Genomic DNA, 21610 nt, shown 5'->3' on the forward strand with positions numbered 1-21610 from the left:
TATTTAATCCTTTAAAGTTTCTTAATAAAAATAAGACTGTTTCTAGCTCGATTGTAATTCATTTGTTTTTCTGCGGGCAAGTCTTCTACCTTACCTTGCGTAAATCCACGTTTGATAAACCAATGTGAAGTGCGAGTAGTTAGGACGAATAAATGTTTTAAGCCTAAAGCACGTGCTTTGGTTTCTGTGTGGCGCAGTAGTAGCTCTCCTTCACCAGAGCTCTGCCAATCAGGGTGAACGATTAAGCATGCCATTTCACCCATTTTTTCATTAGGATAGGGCATAAGAGAGACACAACCATAAATAATGCCGTCATGTTCTAGTATGGTGAATTTTTCCACATCACGTTCGATAATATGGCGTCCGCGAGGGACTAAGGTGCCATCCGCTTCAAGAGGCTCAATGAGGCTGACAATTGCTCCGACATCATCAATCGTAGCAGGACGTAAATCATCTAATGTATCCTCTACCACCATTGTACCGACACCGTCATGGGTGAAGTACTCTAATAAAATACTACCATCTAAGTCATGAGGAATGATATGAGCACGTTTTACGCCACGGCGTACTGCTCTAGAAGATTGTTTTAAATAATTAGCAAACTCAATATCCAATTCTAATTGCTCTGAAGTTTGTAAAAGTTTATCCACATCAGCGCGAGCAATTTCAGTGATAACTTCGCCATTTTCATTACGTAGAAGATTGGATTTGTTCATAAAAATAAGTTTTTCAGCTTTTAGACTGATCGCAATATTGGTGGCTAGCTCCTCCATCGCAATATTGAAAGCTTCTCCGGTTGGTGAAAAACCTATGGGACCAAACAAGACAACAGAGCCTAATGAGAGTGCTTTTTGAATGGACTCAATATCAAATTTACGAACTTTCCCCGTATGTTTGTAATCCACGCCATCAATAATGCCTGCTGGTTGAGCCGTGACAAAATTGCCTGAAATCACATGGATATGAGAATTTGACATTGGGGTATTTGGTAGCCCTTGGCTAAATGCCGCTTCAATGTCTAGACGAATTTCTCCTGCTGCCTCTTTACAACATTCAAGTGCCACCGCAGATGTAGGTTCAACCGTTAAGCCAAATTGAAAATCAAAGCCTTTTAGACGTAATTGCTCATTGACTTGTGGGCGTGAACCAAATACTAATACGAGCTTAACTCCGAGTGCAGTGAGTAATGAAAGGTCTTGTACTAAGGCATTTAGCTTACCTTCTTGGACTAAGTCACCACCGAAGCCCACGACAAACGTTTTCCCTCGCATGGTATGCACATACGGCGCTACTTCACGGAACCAGCGAACAAATTGTGCTGGTGCATATTCTGGTGCATCAAGAGCAGAAAAAGTTTCAATAGTGTTTGTCATTTGGGAAAATTGATTCTCTAAAAATAAGTAAAAATCTGATGAAATGGCTATAAAAGCCCATCTAAAGTTAATTCCAAAATTATAATGTTGGATAGCATTAAATTTACTATCCTCTATGAAAAAAAATCAAAAAAAACCTCAAATCGTCGTAAATCCATCACCGACAGCTCGTCTTGTTCGAGAATTGCCATCTATTGAGTATGATAGCGAGCTGCCAGTAAGTGCTAAAAAAGAACTTATTGCAGACACTATCCAAAAAAACCAAGTAGTGATTGTGTGTGGTGAAACAGGGTCGGGTAAAACAACGCAGTTACCCAAAATTTGTTTAGAACTAGGGAGAGGGCAGCAGGGGTTGATTGGTCATACTCAGCCACGGAGGATTGCGGCAGTATCGGTGGCAAAGCGTATTGCTCAAGAGTTAAAAACAGAGATAGGTGACTGGGTTGGCTATCAAATCCGCTTTAATGATAAAACGGGGCCTAATGCGGCTATCAAACTAATGACAGACGGGATTTTGCTTGCTGAAACCCAGCAGGATCCTTTGTTAAAAAAATATGATACCTTGATCATTGATGAGGCGCACGAGCGAAGCTTAAATATTGATTTCTTATTAGGTTTATTAAAAAATATTCTTCACAAAAGACCTGATTTAAAATTGATCATTACGTCAGCGACAATTGATGCGGAAAAATTTGCTCAACATTTTGCCGATCGCAAAGGTAATCCTGCACCAGTTATTGAGGTGTCAGGACGGCTTTATCCTGTGGAAGTGCGTTATCGTCCAATAAGAAATGTAGATGAGGAAGAGTCTGCTGATAATACGAACAAATCCACACGCATGGATAGGGATGAGGAAAAAGAACTCGTTAATGCCATTGTTGATGCCGTGGATGAATGTTCTTTAGTGGGTAGTGGCGATATTCTTATTTTCCTACCGGGTGAACGAGAAATTAGGGAAACAGCGGAAGCATTACGCAAACATAAATTAGGCACAATGCACATATTACCCTTGTTTGCCAGAATGTCGCAAGCCGATCAAGAGAAGATTTTTCAACCGTCAAGCAATCTTAGACGAGTGATTTTAGCGACCAATGTGGCAGAAACCTCTTTAACTGTACCGGGAATTCGCTTTGTGATTGATAGTGGCTTGGCTAGAGTTAAGCGCTATTCGTGGCGTAACAAAGTAGAGCAATTACAGATTGAAAAAATTAGCCAAGCTTCAGCCAATCAACGAGCAGGTCGTTGCGGTCGTATTGGTGCAGGTGTATGTATTCGCTTATATGATGAGGATGATTTTAAACTACGTCCAGCCTTTAGCGACCCTGAGATTTTACGTTCATCGTTAGCCTCCGTGATACTCAGAATGAAAGCGTTAAGGCTTAATGATATTGAGCGCTTTCCCTTTGTGGATGCACCGACAGGCAAAGCCATTGCTGATGGCTATCATATCTTGCATGAGCTAGGGGCGATTAATGAGCATAATCGTATTACACCGACAGGTAAATTATTAGCAGAGTTGCCCTTAGACCCCAAGATTGCTCGTATGATTTTAACGGCGAGAGAGCAACAAAGTTTAAAAGAAGTATTAATTATCACGGCGGCTTTGTCAGTACAAGATCCGAGAGAAAGACCGTTTGATGCGAAACAGCAGAGTGAACAAGCACACGCCAAATTTAAAGATGAGAAATCGGAATTTATATCGTATTTAAAACTTTGGGATTGGTATCACGATAAAGTGACCCATAAAGCCTCACAACGTAAATTAATTGAAGGATTACGTAAAGAATATTTGTCGCCAATAAGATTAAGAGAGTGGCATGACATTCATACGCAATTATTAAGTCTGGTTGCCGAAAAAGGCTGGCGGATTAATCAATCGGAGGCAACCTATGAACAAATTCATAAAGCATTACTCAGCGGTTTATTAGGGAATATTGGTTTAAAAAGTGAACAAGATAATCAGACGTATCAAGGAGCGAGAGATATTCGTTTTGTGATTCACCCAGGATCCAGTCTGAATAAAAAAGCTGGTAAATGGATAATGGCGGGTGAACTAGTTGAAACCTCACGCTTATTTGCGAGAATTATTGCCAGAATTGACCCTCAGTGGATTGAATCATTGGCAGGGCATTTATTGAAAAAACAATGGTCAGATCCTCATTGGAATAAGCAACAAGGTTTGGTGCAAATTAATGAGAGAGCGTCATTATATGGTGTGCCGATTTATCAAGGACGTAAAGTACATTACGGCAGAATTGATGCAAAGGCGGCTAGAGAAGTATTTATCCGAGAAGCGTTAGTCACTGGTGAGATTAATAGCCAGCTCCCTTTTATTCTTAAAAACAATCGTTTAATTGAAGAAATTGAGCGCTTAGAGCATAGAGCGAGACGACCAGATATCTTAGTTGATGATGAGTTGATTTTTGCTTTTTATGATAAATTAATTGCTTCAGAGGTACACCAAACAGCGAGCTTAGAAGCTTGGTATAAAACACTTTCGCCACAAGAACAACAAGCTCTGGTTTTATCCAAAGACGATTTAATGCGGCATGAGGCAGCAGGTATTACCACACAAGTTTTTCCTAAAAAATTTGTGTGGGATGGCTTGGATTTACCACTGAATTACCATTTTGAACCAGGATCCCCTAAAGATGGGGTGACAATGACAGTGCCTGTTTATGCCTTACGACAAATTGATGCTGTAGCGGCACAATGGTTAGTGCCGGGAATGTTAAAAGAAAAAGTGCAGTTGCTCATTAAGTCACTACCGCAAAAAATACGTCGTCATTGTGTTCCTATTCCTGATTATGCCAGAGAGTTTTATTTACGCCATGAGAGTAAATTGGATAAGCCCAATATCCCTTTATTGCAAGCATTGATTGACGATATATGGGAGCAGAAACAGGTACGTGTCAAGGAAGAAGACTTTAAACAAGAGACTTTGCCACCGCATATGCAGATGATTTTTAAAGTGGTGGATGAACATGGACGAATGCTATCGGCAAGTCGTAATCTCAGTCTATTAAAAGCAGAACATGCCTCACATACACAAGCGTCTTTCCAAAAAGTCGCTGAACGTGATAAAGAAGTAGCTGAGTTATTGACCATTGACAATATTGTGGAATGGAATTTTGGCGAGCTACCTGAGATCTTAGAAATTAAGCGTAAAAATCAATCCGTGATAGGTTATCCTGCCTTGATTGACAAGGGTACTCACTGTGCCATTGATGTGTTTGATGAAGTTGAGGAAGCACAAGCGCATCACAGAAATGGTTTATTGCGCTTAGTGAAAATAGCCTTAAAGGATCAGATTAAGTATTGGCAAAAAAATATTACTAACTTGACCAAAATGGGGATGCTTTATTTACCACTAGGAACTCAAGAAGAGTTGCTTTCCCAAATAATTGACTGTGCCTTAGCACAAATTGCGTTACAACCACCACTTCCTGTTAATCAATCTATGTTTGAAGAGCGAAAAGTAGCCGCAAAAGAAAAGTTAGGCTTGTTAGTCAATGAAGTGGCTAGGACTACCTTGCAAATATTGGAGCAGTGGCAGCAGACACAGAAAAAAATGGTGGCCATTAAAGCCTTTAAAAATGCGTATCAAGATATGAGTGCTAATCAAGCGCAGTTAATGCAGAAGAATTTTTTGACTCAGTATGAGTTCCAACATATCCAACAGTTTCCACGGTATTTAAAAGCGGATTATATACGGACTGAGAAATTAATCGCTGATCCTAGTCGAGATGAACGACTAATGAGTGAAATGTTGCCATTGTTAAGTAATTATCAACGAGCAATTGCTCAGCGAAAAGGAAGGGAAGACAAGGGGTTAGAGGATTTTAGGTGGCTATTGCAAGAATTACGAGTTGCCTTATTTGCACAAGAATTAAGAACGCCTATGCCTGTATCGGTTAAGCGATTACAAAAAGCATGGTTGATGTTGGCGGTGTAGTTTTCATGGCTTAGTCGCTTAGACTTTTAGTCACTTAGTTTTCTAATGTTTATTCGCTTAGTGTTTAGGTGTTGACTTGGTTTAAGGTGCTGATGAGGCACAACTTGGTATAATACGCTATTGTGCGTTATTGTTTTTTATTGGCTTGATATTATGACATCCACTCCTAGTTTTGTTCATTTACGTAGTCATTCAGAATTTTCTGTCGTGGATGGCATTATTGGTGTTGGCGATTTAGTGAAAACAGCCAAGCAATTCAAGCAGCCTGCACTGGGTTTATCTGATTTGTCGAATTTTTTTGGACAAATTAAATTTTATAAGCAAGCCCGTAAAGCCGGTATTAAGCCGATTATTGCGTGTGATTTATGGCTAAGCAATCCAGACGATGCTAATAAGCCGTTTAGATGTTTATTAATTGCGAAAAATCACCAAGGCTACTTGCGTTTATGTGAATTAATTTCACAAGCATGGCTGGAAAACACACAGTATACCCACGCAGAAATTCGCAAAGAGTGGTTAGAAAATACGGACGGCTTAATCGCCTTATCAGGTGGTTTACAAGGTGATATAGGACATGCCATAGCGGTGGGTAATATTGCTCAAGCCACAGCCTTGTGTAAGGAGTGGCAAGCTAAATTTCCTAATGCTTTTTATCTTGAGTTACAACGGGCAGGCTTTGAGGGTGAAGAAAATTATATCCATGAAGCCATTAAACTTGCCCAACAGCTACAAATCCCCGTAGTTGCCACACATCCCATTCAGTTTTTGAAGGCAGATGATTTTGAAGAACATGAGGCACGAGTTTGTATTGCTGAGGGAGAATTACTAGGGGATGCCAATCGTCCTAAGCGTTTTAAACCTAGCCAGTATATGAAGAGTACAGAGGAAATGACGGCCTTATTTGCGGATATTCCCTCTGCCCTAATAAATACCGTTGAGATAGCCAAGCGTTGCAATGTTGAGATTGAATTAGGACGACCTCAATTACCCTTATTCCCAACACCAGATAATATTCCTTTAGATGAATATTTGGTGTATTTAGCGGAGCAAGGTCTAGCCAAACGGATGAAGCATCTCTATCCTGACGAGCAAGAGAGAGCAAAACAATATTCTACCTATAAAGCACGTTTGGATCTTGAGTGTAAAACGATTATTTCTATGGGATTCCCGGGTTATTTCTTAATCGTTCAAGACTTTATTAACTGGGGTAAAAATAATGGTGTACCTGTGGGGCCCGGACGTGGTTCAGGGGCAGGCTCGCTCGTGGCTTATGCACTAGGGATTACGGACTTAGATCCGCTGCGTTACGATTTACTGTTTGAGCGATTCTTAAACCCAGAGCGGGTTTCTATGCCTGACTTTGATATTGATTTTTGCCAAGATAATCGTGAAAAAGTGATTGACTATGTTAAGGATAAGTACGGTCGAGGAGCTGTAAGTCAGATTGCCACTTTCGGTACGCTAGGCGCAAAAGCGGTTGTTAGAGACGTGGGACGTGTTTTAGAGATGCCTTATCGCTTATGTGATAATTTATCCAAGCTTATCCCCTTTAGTCCAGCTGACCCATGGTCACTTGAGAGAACACTTGCCGAAGAACCAGAATTTCAGCAGCTCTATAACAGCGATGATAAGGTCAAAACCATTGTAGATCTTGCCAAACCCTTAGAGGGGCTAACGCGTAATATTGGTATGCATGCTGGAGGGGTATTAATTGCCCCCGGTAAATTGACTGATTTTTGCCCACTCTATTGCCAACCCGGTAGTACGTCAGTAGTTTCTCAATATGATAAAGGGGATATTGAGGATGTGGGTTTAGTGAAGTTTGACTTCTTAGGCTTACGGAACTTAACGATTCTGGATTGGGCTGTCCGTTATGTGAGACGCTTTAATGAGGCGCAAAAAGAATTTGACTTAATGAGCCTACCGCTCGATGATAAGAATGCCTTTGAATTATTATGCTCAGGTAATACCACCGCTGTTTTCCAGCTAGAGTCACGTGGTATGAAAGAATTGCTTCGCAAATTATTGCCTAGTACCTTTGAGGATATTATCGCAGTGCTTGCTCTCTACCGTCCGGGTCCATTGGAATCTGGTATGGTTGATGACTTCGTTAATCGTAAGCATGGGCGTGCAGAGGTGGATTATTTTCACCCTGATTTAACCCAGACCTTATCAAGTACCTATGGGGTGATTGTTTACCAAGAACAGGTGATGCTGATTTCTCAAATCATTGGTGGTTACTCATTAGGTGGTGCCGACTTATTACGTCGTGCGATGGGTAAGAAAAAGCCAGAAGAGATGGCAAAGCACCGTGAGATTTTTGAAAAAGGGGCGGTTGAAAAGGGCTATGACGGTGCTTTGGCTGTACGCTTATTTGACTTGATGGAAAAGTTTGCTGGCTATGGCTTTAATAAGAGTCACTCGGCAGCTTATGCGCTAATTGCTTATCAAACCGCATGGTTAAAGGCTTACCATCCTGCCGAATTTATCGCGGCGACTATTTCCTCTGATATGGATGATACGGACAAAGTTCAGGTATTCTGGAAAGATGCCTTGGACAATGGAATTACTGTGTTACCGCCAGATATTAATCTATCGGTGTATCGCTTTGAGCCTGTCTTGGACGAGAGTAGCAAAAAAGGCTTACCGCCTAAAACGATTCGCTATGGACTAGGAGCGGTTAAAGGGACGGGGCAATCTGCTGTTGAAAATATTGTGTCTGTCCGTGAGCAGGGTGGTGCCTTTAAAGACTTATACGATTTTTGTAGCCGCATTGATCGCCATACGGTAAATAGACGCTCTATAGAGGCATTGATTAGAGCAGGGGCTTTTGACTGCTTGAATACGAATAGAGCGGCATTATTGGCGAGCTTAAATCAAGCCTTAGAGGCGGCAGACCAAGTACAATCCAATGCCGACCAGTTTTCTTTATTTGAAGATGACTCCAGTAGTTTAGTTGATGCCGAAATGGCTAAAGTGGCACCGTGGGACTTATACACCTCCTTATTGGAGGAAAAACAAGCCTTAGGATTTTATTTTAGCCACCATTTATTTGATGTCTGGCGTGATGAAATTAGACGCTTTATCCCTACCACACTCAAGAATTTAAGTGAGTCTAAAGACTTGGTTTGGATAGCGGGGGTATTTGTAGGGGTGCGTAGCTTTGTCACCAAAGGTGATGGGGCTGATGCGGGTAAACGTCTCTATTTCTTGATGCTAGATGATGGAACAGCACAGATTGAAGTCATGTGTACCGAAGAGGTGTATCAACAAAGCCGTCATTTGCTACAAGCTGATCATCTAGTAATTGCTCAAGCCAAAGTCAAGGTAAATCGTTTTAATGGAACGCTGCGTATCACCGCAGAAGTGCTACACGATTTACAATCTGCACGAGAATTAAAAGCACGTCATTTAATGCTCACGCTATGTGAAAAGAATAGCCCACAAGTGCTACGGTTCACCCTTAACCCCTTCCGTGCAGAGCCTGAAAATGGCGTACCGGGCGTATGGGTAAGGGTGAGCTTGTCGATTAAAGATAAATTTAGCTGTGAAATGCGCCTAGGTGAAGATTGGCGTGTGAGAATGTCCCCAGATTTATTTAAACAATTGACGGATAAACAAATTCCTTATGAGGTAGAGTATTTTTAACAAACTTATATCCAACCTCGAACCCAATAGGTCACGATACCAATATATTCCTTGATAATAGAGCGACTAGCTTCAAGGGCGCGTGCATTAGGAATATAAGGATTAATAGCATCAGTCAGTGTAATTTGTGGGGGATTGGCAGCAGCAATAGGGTCATATCCTAATTTTTTCATTACTGCCATAGAGCGAGGCATATGCAGGGCAGAGGTGACTAATAAGATTTTCTCTAGCCCTTTTTCTTTCAGGAGTTTATCCACATAAAAACCATTCTCACGCGTTGTCGTACTTTGATTTTCAAGGGTAATCGCGGTTTTAGGGATGCCTCTATTTTGGAGCTGTATTGCCATGCCTTTTGCCTCGCTCACTGAACCGTCTAACGCAGCACCAGACACAATGATAATAGGTGCTTTATTCATAAAATATAAATCATCGGCGGTATCAATACGAGCGTGTCTAGATTCTTTGGAATAAGGGGCAAACCAATTAGAGCGGTTATTAGCTGTGTTTCCACCAAATACCACAATAGCTTGTGCCGTGGGTAATGAGACGGGAGGGGTATAGGGATATAAGCTTTCTAAATAGCCCCCTGTTTTGTAAGACGTAATAGGAAGAGAACCAGATAAGCACCCAAATCACCCCTGCACTCATGGTGATGAAAAAGGCAAGCTTTTTACGTTGCATGTATGGCAAATAATAAACCAACAACAACGAGGAAAATACATAGATTAAGCGGAATTATCAGAGAGATAATATAACTTTTCATACTACTTTCTTAATAGACTCATTAACGTCTTCAACAGAAGGCCAGTGGTTCATTTTACCCAAAATAATGGCTTTTGACGACCATGGGCCCGTTCTTTCTGCTTCAGTCACACCGATTAAGGTAATTTGATGTTTGGCGCTGATGCTGGCTAAATGAGAAACGCCAGAGTCATTGCAAATCACAACAGATGCTTTTTCAAGTAATGCCACAAAAGCCCCTAAGCTCACCGGTGGTAATAGCTGTGCGGTAGGTGCATTTTGTAATGCCATCTCTTTTTCATTAGGAGGAGGGCACATAGCAACAGTAAAGCCTTCAGACTGAAGTTTTTTTGTTAGTGTATCAAAAAACGGCCATACTTTTTCTCGTCCATGGTGTTTTCCCGTTGCTGTTGGGGCGATGAGAATAAAAGGTTTATTAGCTAACGCCTCTGTTACCACCGCGTGTGCTTGCTGATAATGGTCTATGGTGAGAGGGAGACTAAGTGCTTGATTAGGCTGTTTTTCTGGTGAAAACCCCCAAGCGCTCAAGGCTAAGTAAGTTAATCGATACCAAGACTCGACAGCATGTAAGGATTCTTTAGGCTTATCAAATGCCCACTTGAGAAGGAGTTGCCTGCCATCATCTTTGTAACCCGCACACGCTAAACCAGCTAACCTAAAGGTCAGTGCACTTGTTAAGGAGTCGGGTAAGAGTAGCCCAACACTTTGTTTGTCAGTGTTGTATTGTTGTCTATGTTGCTTGATGCGTTTTCTATCTTCGGACCATTTGCCTGTCAGAGGAATAAAGCCTATATTAGTAAAGCCTTTTAATAAGTCTTGCGCCCATGGTTTTGCACATACAATGACTTCACATCCAGTTGCAATGACAGCATGTAATGAAGGGAGGCTCATGCAGACATCACCTATCCAGTTAGGTAAACGAATATAAATACGACCAATAGGTGATACAGCCATAATGTAAAACTACTAATGAATAATGATAAAAAAATACTAAGAAAGATATTGAATATAGCGTAATTGCATCAACTTTACATGAAAATTTATATATACTCTTTAAAATAACAAAAAAATCTTAAATTTTATTGATAGAGAAAGGTTTTGAATTTATTCAGCAGAAAAAAAGAAGTACAAGACGGTACACAGTCAGTAGATAGAACCCTATGGATTCGGTTATATCAACGAGTAGGTCAATACTGGGTGTATTGGTTGGGTGGTTTTCTGTGTATCTTATTGGGATCAAGCACACAACCATTGATGGCTTATCTGATGAAGCCTTTATTGGACGAAGGATTTTTAGGTGCACAAAAAAGCTTTATTTGGATGATTCCTATTACCTTAATTTTATTGATGATGGTGAGAGGGGCAGCCAATTTTAGTGGTGCTTACTTGATGGCATGGGTAGCCAATAAAGTCTTGTATTCTTTGCGCAAGGATATGTTCCATAGTCTAATGGGTTTGCCTGATCAGGAGTTTCAAAAAGGAGATACGGGTCGCTTATTAAACCGTTTTACCGTAGATGCTAACCAAGTTACCGCCAATGCGACAGAGGTAGTAACGACTATTGCGAAAGAAGTAACGATTATTGTCGGTATATTTGGGATGTTGCTGTTTTTGTCTTGGCAACTGACCTTGATTATTTTAATCGTATTCCCCCCAGCCGTATTTGTAGGACGTTTTTTTGCAAAACGCTTGCGTAAAATCAATCGCCAGAATATTGATGTTAATGCAGACTTAACTAAAATCATTAAAGAAGGCATTGAAGGGCAACGTGTTATTAAAATGCATGACGGTATGGCAACAGAGCAAGTGCGGTTTGATAATGTCAATGCTTCTTTGCGTCAGCATGCGATGAAGATTGCGACAGCTGAGGCAGCAATGTCGCCATTAACACAATGGATTATTTCGTTTTCTCTAGCGGCTGTGATTGCAATGGCACTCTATCAAGGCAGTAAGGGTGTATTGACTGTTGGCGGATTTATTGCCTTTATTACAGCATTAGGGCAGATTTTTGATCCAGTTAAACGCTTAACAAATATTGCTGCTAAAGCTCAACGTATGATGATGGCGACAGAAAGTGTATTTAAACTCATTGATACGCCCAAGGAAACCTCAAAAGATAATAAGACTGCTATCGTGACACCTGATAGTGAAATTGTATTTGATCATGTGAGCTTTAGATTTCCTGGTGTTGAGAATGATACGATTAAAGGCTTAAATTTCACTGTAAAAGCAGGACAGGCAGTTGCTTTTGTGGGGCGTTCAGGTAGTGGTAAAACAACGTTAGTGAATATGTTGCCTCGCTTTGTGGATCCAACAGGCGGACAGATTTTATTAGATGGGACACCATTAGATGAATTTGACATAGGGAGCTTGCGTCAGCATATTGCCTTAGTAGGACAGCATGTATTCTTATTTGATGGAAGCTTAGCGGATAATATTGCTTATGGTGTCAATAAAAATGTTACTAATGAGCAAATTATGCAAGTGCTTGAAGCGGCTAACCTAAAGTCTTTTGTTGAATCACTACCTCAAGGCTTGGCAACTCCGATTGGAGAGAATGGCGCTTGGTTATCAGGTGGTCAAAGACAACGTATCGCTATCGCCAGAGCCTTATTAAAAAATGCACCTATCTTGATTTTAGACGAAGCGACCTCAGCTTTAGATAATGAATCTGAAAAGTTAGTGCAAGAGGCGTTAAATCAATTGATGGAAGGCAGAACGACTTTTATGATTGCCCACCGATTATCGACTATTCAAAATGCTGATCGCATTTTAGTCTTAGATGACGGTAAAATTATTGAAGAAGGGACACATGAGTCTTTACTGAAATCAGGGGGGCTATATGCCTCACTTAATGCGATTGCACAAAAAACAGAATAATAGTTACTGTCGCTGATAGAGACGGATATCTTATTAACTTTATTAAACAATTAGGTAATAGTATATCTGTGATTTAAAAGGATAACGAATGAATAAACCAGAAAATTGGGGTTATGAACATCCCGAAGTTGTTGGACCAAATGCCTTAATGTTTTTTACATGGGATTTATCTAAAACAATTGAAATCGCTTTTAAAGAGGCTGATCCTGAAAATATTGAGCAATACTTAAATGTGGCTCAATCTTCTATTGATGCGTTATTGCAAAAATATGTTGAGTTAAAAGCCGCACCTGATATTTTTGAAGGGCAAAGCATCAAGCTTAGAGTGGATCGCACGGATAGTGGAGAAGGCTTGTTGATTGCTTTACAAACATCAGAAGCATTAGAAGAAAAAATTATTGCTATGCAAAATCGTACGCAAGCAGGGCATAGTTAGTTATTATCGCTGGTTTTTGGCTCTGGTGATCTCATTTAGTGTTTTGTTTTAGAGGCGATTCCTTTAAGCCTCTTTACGCAAAACATCAGTCAGGAATAGTTGCTTGTCAATTTGTTGACGTTATCCCAGTCCTAAAGAGTGGTGTTTTATGGTAAGAATCTGATAAACGGCTATTTCTGCAAAAAGGTACTGCTCTCATCAATTATTAAATAAAGAACGCTAGTTAATTTGTAGAGATGGGTTTATAGAGTAAAGGCTTTTTTCCTATTTTGCCCACTCAGCCATTGTCTCTTACAGTCTAGCTTACAGCAACACAATATCATACATTTCTTGGGTAAACGAATTATCGACTTCTAGGCTAATCGGCTTACCAATGAAGTCATCTAACATGGCTAAGTAATTACTTTCTTCATCTAGAAAAAGATCTATCACTTCTGGTGAAACAATTAATCTAAACTCTTTAGGATTAAACTGTTTTGCCTCACGTAATATCTCACGCATAATAGTGTAGGCTATTGTTTTTGCGGTACGGATATAGCCCTTACCCTCGCAAGTATGGCATGGTTCAGTGAGTAAGGCGGTTAAAGAGTCACGAGTTCTTTTACGCGTCATTTCCACTAAACCTAATGAAGAAAAGCCACTGACAGAGGTTCGTGTACGATCTTTGTTGAGTGCTTTTTGTAGCTCAACTAATACAGCCTTCTGATGAGCAAGATTATCCATATCAATGAAGTCAATGATAATAATCCCACCAATATTACGTAGACGTAGCTGTCTAGCAATCTCAACCGATGCTTCTAAATTAGTTTTAAAAATAGTATCGTTAAAATTTCGGTAACCGACAAATGCACCAGTATTGACATCAATACTGGTTAATGCCTCTGTTTGGTCTATCATCAAATAGCCACCAGACTTTAAATTAACACGTCGTGATAAGGCGATATTAATTTCTTCTTCGATATTTGCCGTATCAAAAAGTGGTTTACTGCCACTATGGTGTTTAATCTTATCTGTAATTTCTGGCGTATAAATGCTTGCCCACTCTCGTAGATATTGGCAAGAATGACGCGAATCAATTTCTACTGAGACCGTATCAGGCACGACTAAATCACGCATGACACGTTCGAGTAAATCTAAATCTTGATAAATCAACGATGGCGCCGCTTGTTTTTGAATGGACTCCTGTAGTTTTTTCCAGCGTTAGATTTAAATACTCCATATCACGTTTAATCTCTTCTTCACTGGCTAATTCTGCTTGAGTACGAATAATATAGCCACCTTTTTCATGAGGTGACATGAGGTTTGATACTTGATTTTTTAGCCGTTCTCTTTCTATCTCCGATTCAATTTTTTGAGAAACACCAATATGATTATCAAAAGGCATATAGACCAAAATACGCCCAGCAATACTAATTTGATTGGATAAACGAGCCCCTTTAGTATTAATAGCATCTTTAATCACTTGTACCATAATGGTTTGCCCCTCAAACAAAATCTTTTCAATTTGCATCTGAGGCAAGCCATTGTTTCGAGCAATGCGATTCTCACGTAAATCAGCAATATGGATAAAAGCCGCTTTTTCTAAACCAATATCAATAAAAGCACTCTGCATACCAGGCAATACACGAAGAACTTTACCTAAATAGACATTACCCACTTTGCCACGTTGGCTAGACCTTTCGATGTGCAGCTCTTGTAGCGTACCTTGCTCCATTAGTGCAACACGTGTTTCAAAGGGGGTAATATTGACGAGTATTTGTTCATTCATTTTTAATCGTTGGCGAGAGATTCGGTAAATTCACTTAATAGATTGTTTATTATAAAAGGGTTTGGGGTAAAATAGGCGATTACTTAGTTAATTCAACGGCTTTCTTTTTGTTAGCGTTGAGATAAAGAGATATAAAAGGGATAGTTACGTGGAACAAAATAACGAAAATAACTATATTTCAACCGTCATTCGTCAGCGTGTTCAACAATCAGGCAAGCGTTTTTTTGCTAATGATAATATTGCTGAATTTATTAAACCGGGTGAGCTTGAACAGCTTCAGGCAGAAGTGCAATCCAAGCTTGTTGATGTATTGAATAGTTTAGTTATTGATACCGAAAATGATCACAATACTCAGGAAACAGCTAAGCGTGTTGCCAAAATGTATATTCAAGAGGTATTTGCTGGTCGTTATGTCCCAATGCCAGAACTAACAGAGTTTCCTAATATCGAAAAACTTAATGAGCTAATCATTGTTGGGCCAATTACAGTGAGAAGTGCGTGTTCACATCATCTTTGCCCTATCATGGGGAAATGTTGGATTGGCATTATGCCAAATGAACAGTCTAATCTGATAGGTTTATCTAAATATGCACGATTGGCGCACTGGGTTATGCAACGCCCACAAATTCAGGAAGAGGCGGTTGTTCAATTATCTGATCTACTTATTGAGAAAATGAATCCTGACGGATTGGCAGTAGTGATGAAAGCAGATCACTTTTGTATGCAATGGCGTGGCGTTAAAGATATAGATTCTAAAATGATTAATAGTGTTATGCGAGGTTCTTTTTTACGTAATTCTGATTTGAGAAAAGAATTTTTGGCATTGATTGATCAGAAATAGTCATTTTCTCCATGGTAGTAAATTGTGTCTCTGGAAAATAAGTCTGTAGATAATTTCTTAAAAAGGATAGTGTATCTTGGCTGATGATCGAGTCACCTTCGGGAAAACGATTGTAAATAACACTATGCAAGGGAATTTGCCTTTGGGCACATGCTTGTAAGCTTAATAGCGTATGATTAATGCTCCCTAATTTACCCGAGGTGACTAAAATTAGAGGATATTGTTGTTTTTGTATATAGTCAATAATGGTATCTTGGTCATTATAAGGTACATAAAGACCTCCTGCTCCTTCTAATAGGACGATATCATAGGTCTCTAGTAATCTCTGGGTGCTTTGAGTGATAAGATTTTCATTGATTTTTTTATTTTCGAGTTTGGCTGCTAGATGAGGGGAACAGGGAAACTCAAAAACATAAGGACAGGTAATCCCTGCCAAATCTTCCTCAGTTACGGTGATACCTTGGAGTTGACGATGTTTCATAATGTCATCAGAATAGGTTTTACAACCTGTTTGTACAAATTTCTGTGTGATGACTTTTTTTCCTTGGAGCATTAATTTTTTTGCATACCAAGCAGTAGCAATGGTTTTACCAACATCTGTATCAATTCCAGATATAAAGATTACTTGTTTCATTTTTTTTCTCGCGAGTAAGAAGAGGGGGCTATAGCTTAGAGAGACTTCACCAGAACTGAGTCTGAAGTGGTATTGGTAATCAGCTATAAATTGACGGAGTTTGGTTCCAGTCCATAGGTTCTTTTGTATACCACTGACACCAGTAAATTTGAGGTGTTGCAAAATATGTAGAGGAGATTCAAAGGGTAATATCCAATCTTCATGCTGGCAGAGAAGTAGCTGAAAATCTTCCTCTAACCAAGTACGCCAATCGCTGATATCGGGATAGTTTAGACCAATATGGGTGAGTGTTTTAATTTCTTTTAGATTATTTTGTGTAAAAGTTCCTATGAGTAGATAACCATTGGTTTGTAAATGTTGAGCACATTTTTTTAGGAAATGTTGTGGTTGGTTTAACCACTGTACTGTAGAGGCACTAGCAATTAATTGATTGTGTGGTGGAAAGGGAATATGCTCAATATCTCCCTCTATAAATGTAAAATCTATAGAGGGTAGCTTTGTTTTGATATATGCTTGCATTGAACATAGATCGTTGAGTATCCAATGATTGATTGTGAGGTTTTTGTACATCATCTGGGTCAAAAGTCCAGTACCACAACCAATTTCAAAGACCTGATTAAATTGATCACCAGCATACTGTTTGAGTAGTGTTATAAGAGTATGATTAATGCGTTGTTGTGCGAATGCATTATGATCATAGCTAGAGCATGCTTGACTAAAACGTAGTCGAACAAGATTTTTATCAATCATACATCATCTCCCAAAAGTTTTTCCATTCTGTAAAATGGTGGAAAAGTAGATGTGCATAGGGATATTCAATGACTTTACAGCGGTTTTCCCAATAACGATATAAATTTACAGGGGGGAAAATGCTATCGTTACGACTGATAATGGCGTTTTGCCAAGTAATCAAATCTTTTTGAGTATCATTTGTAATGGCGCTGGAGAGAAAATGTAATTCTGTGCGAATGTCTTCAAATTCTCTATAGTCTTGGCGTTGGATATAATCTGAAAGTGTTGTTTTGTCCAAGCACATACGATGTTCAAAATAATGACGTGTTTGAGGAGATAGCTTATTTAATGTGCGTTGGAAAATATGAGGAGGAATGCCAGTTTGAGCATGGCAGGGTGTTCCTGTTCCATTGATAGCAGTCGCAGAAAGTAGTTTGTAGTTATGCATCACTCTTTCTGCGACCCAGACTCCCATTGACCATGCTACTACGCGAATAGATTGATAGACGGTGAAATTAAAATTGCATATTAAATCATGGTATTGGTAACAAATTAGTAAATCTGTATGATCAGGCAATTTTAAATGCTTGACTATACTAGGAGGTGTTCCCCAACCTGCAAAATAAACAAGAAGATGTTCTCCTTGATGATTTACAAATTCTGTTTTCATACGAGCTCCTGTAAGCAATCTAAAAATTGCTCTAATTCATGTTGTTGTATATCAGCATTCAAAGAAAAACGTAGGCGAGCTGTATTTATAGGGACTGTAGGCGGACGAATAGGTAAGCAATAATAGCCATGTTGCTGTAGTTTTTTAGCTAATTCAAGTGCTATATGATTGTCATGAGTGATGTAAGGAACAATACAGCTTTGACTAGGCATGTTGACGTTAAATCGTTTAATGAGGGATTGCCGTAAAAAATGGCTCATAGTTTGTAAATGTTGGCGCTGTTGGGAGAGAAGAGGTAATTTCTGGATAATAAAGTGCGTCCACTGCAATATTAAAGGGAGGGATAGTAGTAGAAAAAATAAGAGGACGCATTTTATTAATGAGCAGATCACGAATAAGGCGTGATGAAATAAGATAGGCACCTATTGAGGCTGCCGCTTTTCCAAACGTACCGACGAGAAAATCAATATCTGAAATACAATTTAGCTCTTCCGCTAGACCTAGTCCTTTCTTTCCATAGAGTCCAAACGCATGTGCTTCATCTACATACAGAAGAATATTGTTATATTGTTTTTTTAATTGAATGAGGGCTGTGAGATCTGTAAAATCACCATCCATACTGAAAATACTTTCTGTCACGATAATGATACGCTGATAAAGAGAGGCATTGTCAGTAAGAAGAGTAGCTAAATGCTGGTAATCATTATGCCGATAACGTAGAAAATCACATCCTGCCAAACGAATTCCATCAATGAGACTAGCATGAACAAGTTTATCTGCAATGATTAGACTATTTTTATCCGTAATGGCAGGTAGAATGCCAATATTGGCATGGTAACCACTGTTAAATAATAAACAACTTTCTTGTTGAAATAGATCAGCCATTAACATCTCTAATTGCTGATACTGAACAAAGTTTCCAGTCAGTAAGCGTGAAGAGGTACTAGAGAATAAGGGTATATCACCTCTGTATTGTTCTAGAAACTCTTGCTGAAGTTCTTTTTTATAGCTGAGTCCTAAATAATCATTGCCAGATAGGTTGAGACAATATTGACCATTAATTTCTACGAAGCGTCCTTGGTGGAGTAGATTAGGAATTTGACGGAACTGGTGATGATTCTTCAAATTTTTGATTTGTTGATGAAAATTCATGGAGTTACTCCATATTCATCGTCTAGTGCATTAATCATGCCGGTAATGAGTTGAGTCAGCTCCTGTGGACTGATAATATAAGGAGGCATGAGATAAACTAGTTTTCCAAATGGCCGAATCCAGACACCTTGCTCTACAAAGCGTGGCGTTAAGGTTTTCATATTGACAGGAGTATGCAACTCTAGAACGGCAATTGCACCGAGGATGCGTAGCTCTTTGATATAGGGACGAGATGATATAGGTAAGAGTAGTTTTTGAAAAAGCTCATTAATATGATTGACTTGCTTCTGCCAGTCATTTTCGATAAGTAATTGTAAGCTTTCGTAGGCAATGCTACATGCAAGTGGATTCCCCATAAAGGTTGGACCATGCATAAAACACTTTGCATCACCAGCACAAATTGTCTCAGCAATATGAGATTGTGTAATGGTGGCTGATAGGGTTAAATAGCCTCCTGTTAATGCTTTACCTAGGCAGATAATATCTGGAATGACTGCTGCATGCTGATAGGCAAAAAGCTTACCCGTTCTCCCAAAACCTGTTGCAATCTCATCAAAAATAATTAACACTTGATACTGGTCGCAAAGTGCTTTTGCCTGATGTAAGTATTCCGGAGAGTAAAAGTACATACCCCCCGCTCCTTGCACAATAGGTTCAAGAATTAAAGCAGCAATATCTTGGTGATGCAGTTCGAGAAGATTTTTTAAGGGCTGAATATCCTCTACTTTCCATGACGCTCCAAAAACTGTTGATGGTTGAGGAAGGAAATATTGTAGTGGAAGGTTCCTTGTAAAAAGGTTGTGCATACCCGTATCTGGATCACAGACAGACATTGCATGCCACGTGTCTCCATGATAACCAGAACGAATAGTGGCAAACTTCTGTTTTTTGGTTAGACCTTTCGCATGCTGATATTGCATTGCCATTTTCATGGCAACTTCTACTGCAACTGAACCGCTATCCGCAAAAAATATTTTATTTAGATCAGGATGGAGTAAAGTTAATAGCTGCTTTGCTAGGCGAGCTGCTGGTTCATGAGTGAGACCACCAAACATCACATGACTCATTTTTGATAATTGTTGATGTGCAGCTTGATTTAAGCGGGGGTGATTATAACCATGAATAGCTGACCACCATGAAGACATGCCATCTATTAGTGTATGCCCATTTTTTAATGTAATTGTGGCTTGGTGCGCATGATCTACAGTGAATATCGGCATATCGTTATCAATGCTGGCATATGGGTGCCAAATATGATTTCTATCAATAGAGAGAATTTCTTGCTCTGTCATTTTTCCTCCTAATGCATAAATGAATTCTAGGAAAAAGAAAATGAGATGAGTATTTAAATAAGAAGATAGGATAATAGGGATTTATAGTGAAAATAAACGAAGTTAGAGGAAAATAAAGGAAAAAGTTTGTGTTTGCGACATAAACTTTAAAAAAAATCGGTGTTTTGTTACGAGCGGATTGTTGTTTAAATCATACATAAATAGCTTATAGACGCTAAAATAATACAAACTATTTTTATAAGTCCCTTAACGAAGTAGTTTTTGTACAGCAGTTCTTATCATAATTTGTAAGTGTTGTTTTTTTGGGAAAAATTAAATATCAAAATAAACAAACATCTTAAAGATTTATTTGTAAGTTAAGTTTTTATATTTTTTATAATGTGCTTCTATAAATAAGAGTTGAGTTTTGGTGGTAGCATTAATGTACTCATTGCGGTGTAAAGCATGTTAAAGAGAAGTAATTTTAGCTTTATTAAGATAAAAAGTTTTTAAAAGGCTTGACAGATAGTTAGAAGTTCTTCATAATTACATTCTTTCCTGCTGAGGCAGCGATTAATCAAGTCGATAAGTTGCTTGAAGGTTGGCTGAAGAGGCGGGGGAGGTTAAGCGAGTTAAGTTGACGATAGTGAGTGGATTTAACAACGGTTTAAAAATAAATTAAAAATTATTTTTAAAAAGTGCTTGACAGGATGTAGTGAAGTAGTTCATAATTACATTCTTTGCTGCTGACGGCAACGACGATGAGGTAACACGAAGTCGCCGAGACAGTCAGACGAATTTACAGTGGTAAGTTTGCGATGTTCTTTAACAACTAACAGCCGATAAGTGTGGGCGCTTGGAATGAGAGAGCCATCCTATCACGGGATGAGCTAATACATTATTTTAAGTGCTTACACTACATACAGAAATAAGGTTTTTTTACAAACGTTATTTCTTTGAGTATAAGCAGCGATAGTATCTACGGATACTACAATTAAACAGGAATTGAACTGAAGAGTTTGATCCTGGCTCAGATTGAACGCTAGCGGGATGCCTTACACATGCAAGTCGAACGGCAGCATCAGAGAGCTTGCTCTCTGGATGGCGAGTGGCGAACGGGTGAGTAATGTATCGGAACGTGCCCAGTAGCGGGGGATAACTACGCGAAAGCGTAGCTAATACCGCATACGGCTACGGGGGAAAGGGGGGGATCGCAAGACCTCTCACTATTGGAGCGGCCGATATCGGATTAGCTAGTTGGTGAGGTAACGGCTCACCAAGGCGACGATCCGTAGCTGGTTTGAGAGGACGACCAGCCACACTGGGACTGAGACACGGCCCAGACTCCTACGGGAGGCAGCAGTGGGGAATTTTGGACAATGGGGGCAACCCTGATCCAGCCATCCCGCGTGTGCGATGAAGGCCTTCGGGTTGTAAAGCACTTTTGTCAGGGAAGAAAAGTTCGAGGTTAATACCTTCGGACGCTGA

At 39.5% G+C, this 21610-nt stretch carries 13 protein-coding genes, 1 rRNA gene and 1 pseudogene; 6 read left to right on the top strand and 9 right to left on the bottom strand.

All coding sequences use genetic code 11. The annotated features are described in order from the left end of the window. Positions 1–11 precede the first annotated feature (11 nt). On the bottom strand, positions 12–1373 hold the full coding sequence (argA, locus tag V757_RS16585; protein ID WP_023949088.1) for an amino-acid N-acetyltransferase: 1362 nt from the start codon (positions 1371–1373) through the stop codon (positions 12–14). 115 nt (positions 1374–1488) lie between these two features. Between argA and hrpA the strand changes: the two genes are divergently transcribed. Together hrpA and dnaE are read left to right on the top strand one after the other, a co-directional pair. After that, positions 1489–5328 carry an ATP-dependent RNA helicase HrpA gene (hrpA, locus tag V757_RS16590; protein ID WP_023949090.1) on the top strand — a complete coding sequence of 1280 codons (3840 nt, stop codon included), beginning with the start codon at positions 1489–1491 and terminating at the stop codon, positions 5326–5328. A gap of 153 nt (positions 5329–5481) precedes the next feature. Further along, positions 5482–8976: a DNA polymerase III subunit alpha gene (gene dnaE / locus V757_RS16595; protein WP_023949092.1), complete on the top strand. Its 3495-nt coding sequence runs from the start codon at positions 5482–5484 to the stop codon at positions 8974–8976. Between the two features lie 5 nt (positions 8977–8981). Here dnaE and V757_RS16600 read toward each other — a convergent pair whose 3' ends face one another. Both V757_RS16600 and V757_RS16605 read right to left on the bottom strand, forming a co-directional pair. After that, entirely contained in the window at positions 8982–9497 is a 516-nt protein-coding gene (locus tag V757_RS16600) for a YdcF family protein (RefSeq protein WP_245586939.1), read from the bottom strand. A gap of 238 nt (positions 9498–9735) precedes the next feature. Beyond that, positions 9736–10692 (bottom strand): glycosyltransferase family 9 protein, encoded by a 957-nt coding sequence (locus V757_RS16605; RefSeq protein ID WP_023949094.1) that lies wholly within the window; start codon positions 10690–10692, stop codon positions 9736–9738. A 144-nt stretch (positions 10693–10836) separates the two neighbouring features. Here V757_RS16605 and msbA point away from each other — a divergent pair, with 144 nt between their 5' ends. Together msbA and V757_RS16615 are read left to right on the top strand one after the other, a co-directional pair. Beyond that, positions 10837–12618, top strand: coding sequence for a lipid A export permease/ATP-binding protein MsbA (gene msbA / locus V757_RS16610; RefSeq protein WP_023949096.1), 1782 nt, complete (start codon positions 10837–10839; stop codon positions 12616–12618). A gap of 88 nt (positions 12619–12706) precedes the next feature. After that, the gene (locus tag V757_RS16615) at positions 12707–13054 is read left to right on the top strand and encodes a hypothetical protein (RefSeq protein WP_023949098.1); all 348 of its coding nucleotides are present in this window, start codon (positions 12707–12709) and stop codon (positions 13052–13054) included. Between the two features lie 303 nt (positions 13055–13357). Here the strand turns inward: V757_RS16615 and rng are convergent. Beyond that, positions 13358–14822 (bottom strand): annotated as a pseudogene (rng, locus tag V757_RS16620) (ribonuclease G). 148 nt (positions 14823–14970) lie between these two features. Between rng and folE the strand changes: the two are divergent. Then, positions 14971–15663, top strand: coding sequence for a GTP cyclohydrolase I (gene folE, locus V757_RS16625; RefSeq protein ID WP_023949100.1), 693 nt, complete (start codon positions 14971–14973; stop codon positions 15661–15663). Here folE and bioC read toward each other — a convergent pair. From bioC to bioA, 5 genes are read right to left on the bottom strand one after another with little or no spacing between them, the layout of a single operon-like run. Then, the gene (gene bioC / locus V757_RS29730; protein WP_023949102.1) at positions 15593–17047 is read right to left on the bottom strand and encodes a malonyl-ACP O-methyltransferase BioC; all 1455 of its coding nucleotides are present in this window, start codon (positions 17045–17047) and stop codon (positions 15593–15595) included. The two genes, folE and bioC, sit on opposite strands and share 71 nt — an antisense overlap. Continuing rightward, positions 17040–17699: a pimeloyl-ACP methyl esterase BioG family protein gene (locus tag V757_RS16630; RefSeq protein ID WP_023949104.1), complete on the bottom strand. Its 660-nt coding sequence runs from the start codon at positions 17697–17699 to the stop codon at positions 17040–17042. Before V757_RS16630 ends, bioC begins: the two co-directional genes overlap by 8 nt. Then, the gene (locus V757_RS29520; RefSeq protein ID WP_218184463.1) at positions 17696–17959 is read right to left on the bottom strand and encodes an aminotransferase class I/II-fold pyridoxal phosphate-dependent enzyme; all 264 of its coding nucleotides are present in this window, start codon (positions 17957–17959) and stop codon (positions 17696–17698) included. Before V757_RS29520 ends, V757_RS16630 begins: the two co-directional genes overlap by 4 nt. After that, positions 17928–18851, bottom strand: coding sequence for an aminotransferase class I/II-fold pyridoxal phosphate-dependent enzyme (locus V757_RS16635; RefSeq protein WP_218184464.1), 924 nt, complete (start codon positions 18849–18851; stop codon positions 17928–17930). The genes V757_RS29520 and V757_RS16635 overlap by 32 nt, the downstream gene beginning before the upstream one ends. Further along, the gene (gene bioA / locus V757_RS16640; RefSeq protein WP_023949106.1) at positions 18848–20143 is read right to left on the bottom strand and encodes an adenosylmethionine--8-amino-7-oxononanoate transaminase; all 1296 of its coding nucleotides are present in this window, start codon (positions 20141–20143) and stop codon (positions 18848–18850) included. Before bioA ends, V757_RS16635 begins: the two co-directional genes overlap by 4 nt. 986 nt (positions 20144–21129) lie before the next feature. Here bioA and V757_RS16645 point away from each other — a divergent pair. Further along, positions 21130–21610: ribosomal RNA gene (locus tag V757_RS16645) — 16S ribosomal RNA — on the top strand; the annotation flags it as partial.

Origin of the sequence: Pelistega indica (assembly GCF_000506865.1) — a bacterium.
GTDB classification, from domain to species: Bacteria; Pseudomonadota; Gammaproteobacteria; order Burkholderiales; family Burkholderiaceae_B; genus Taylorella; species Taylorella indica.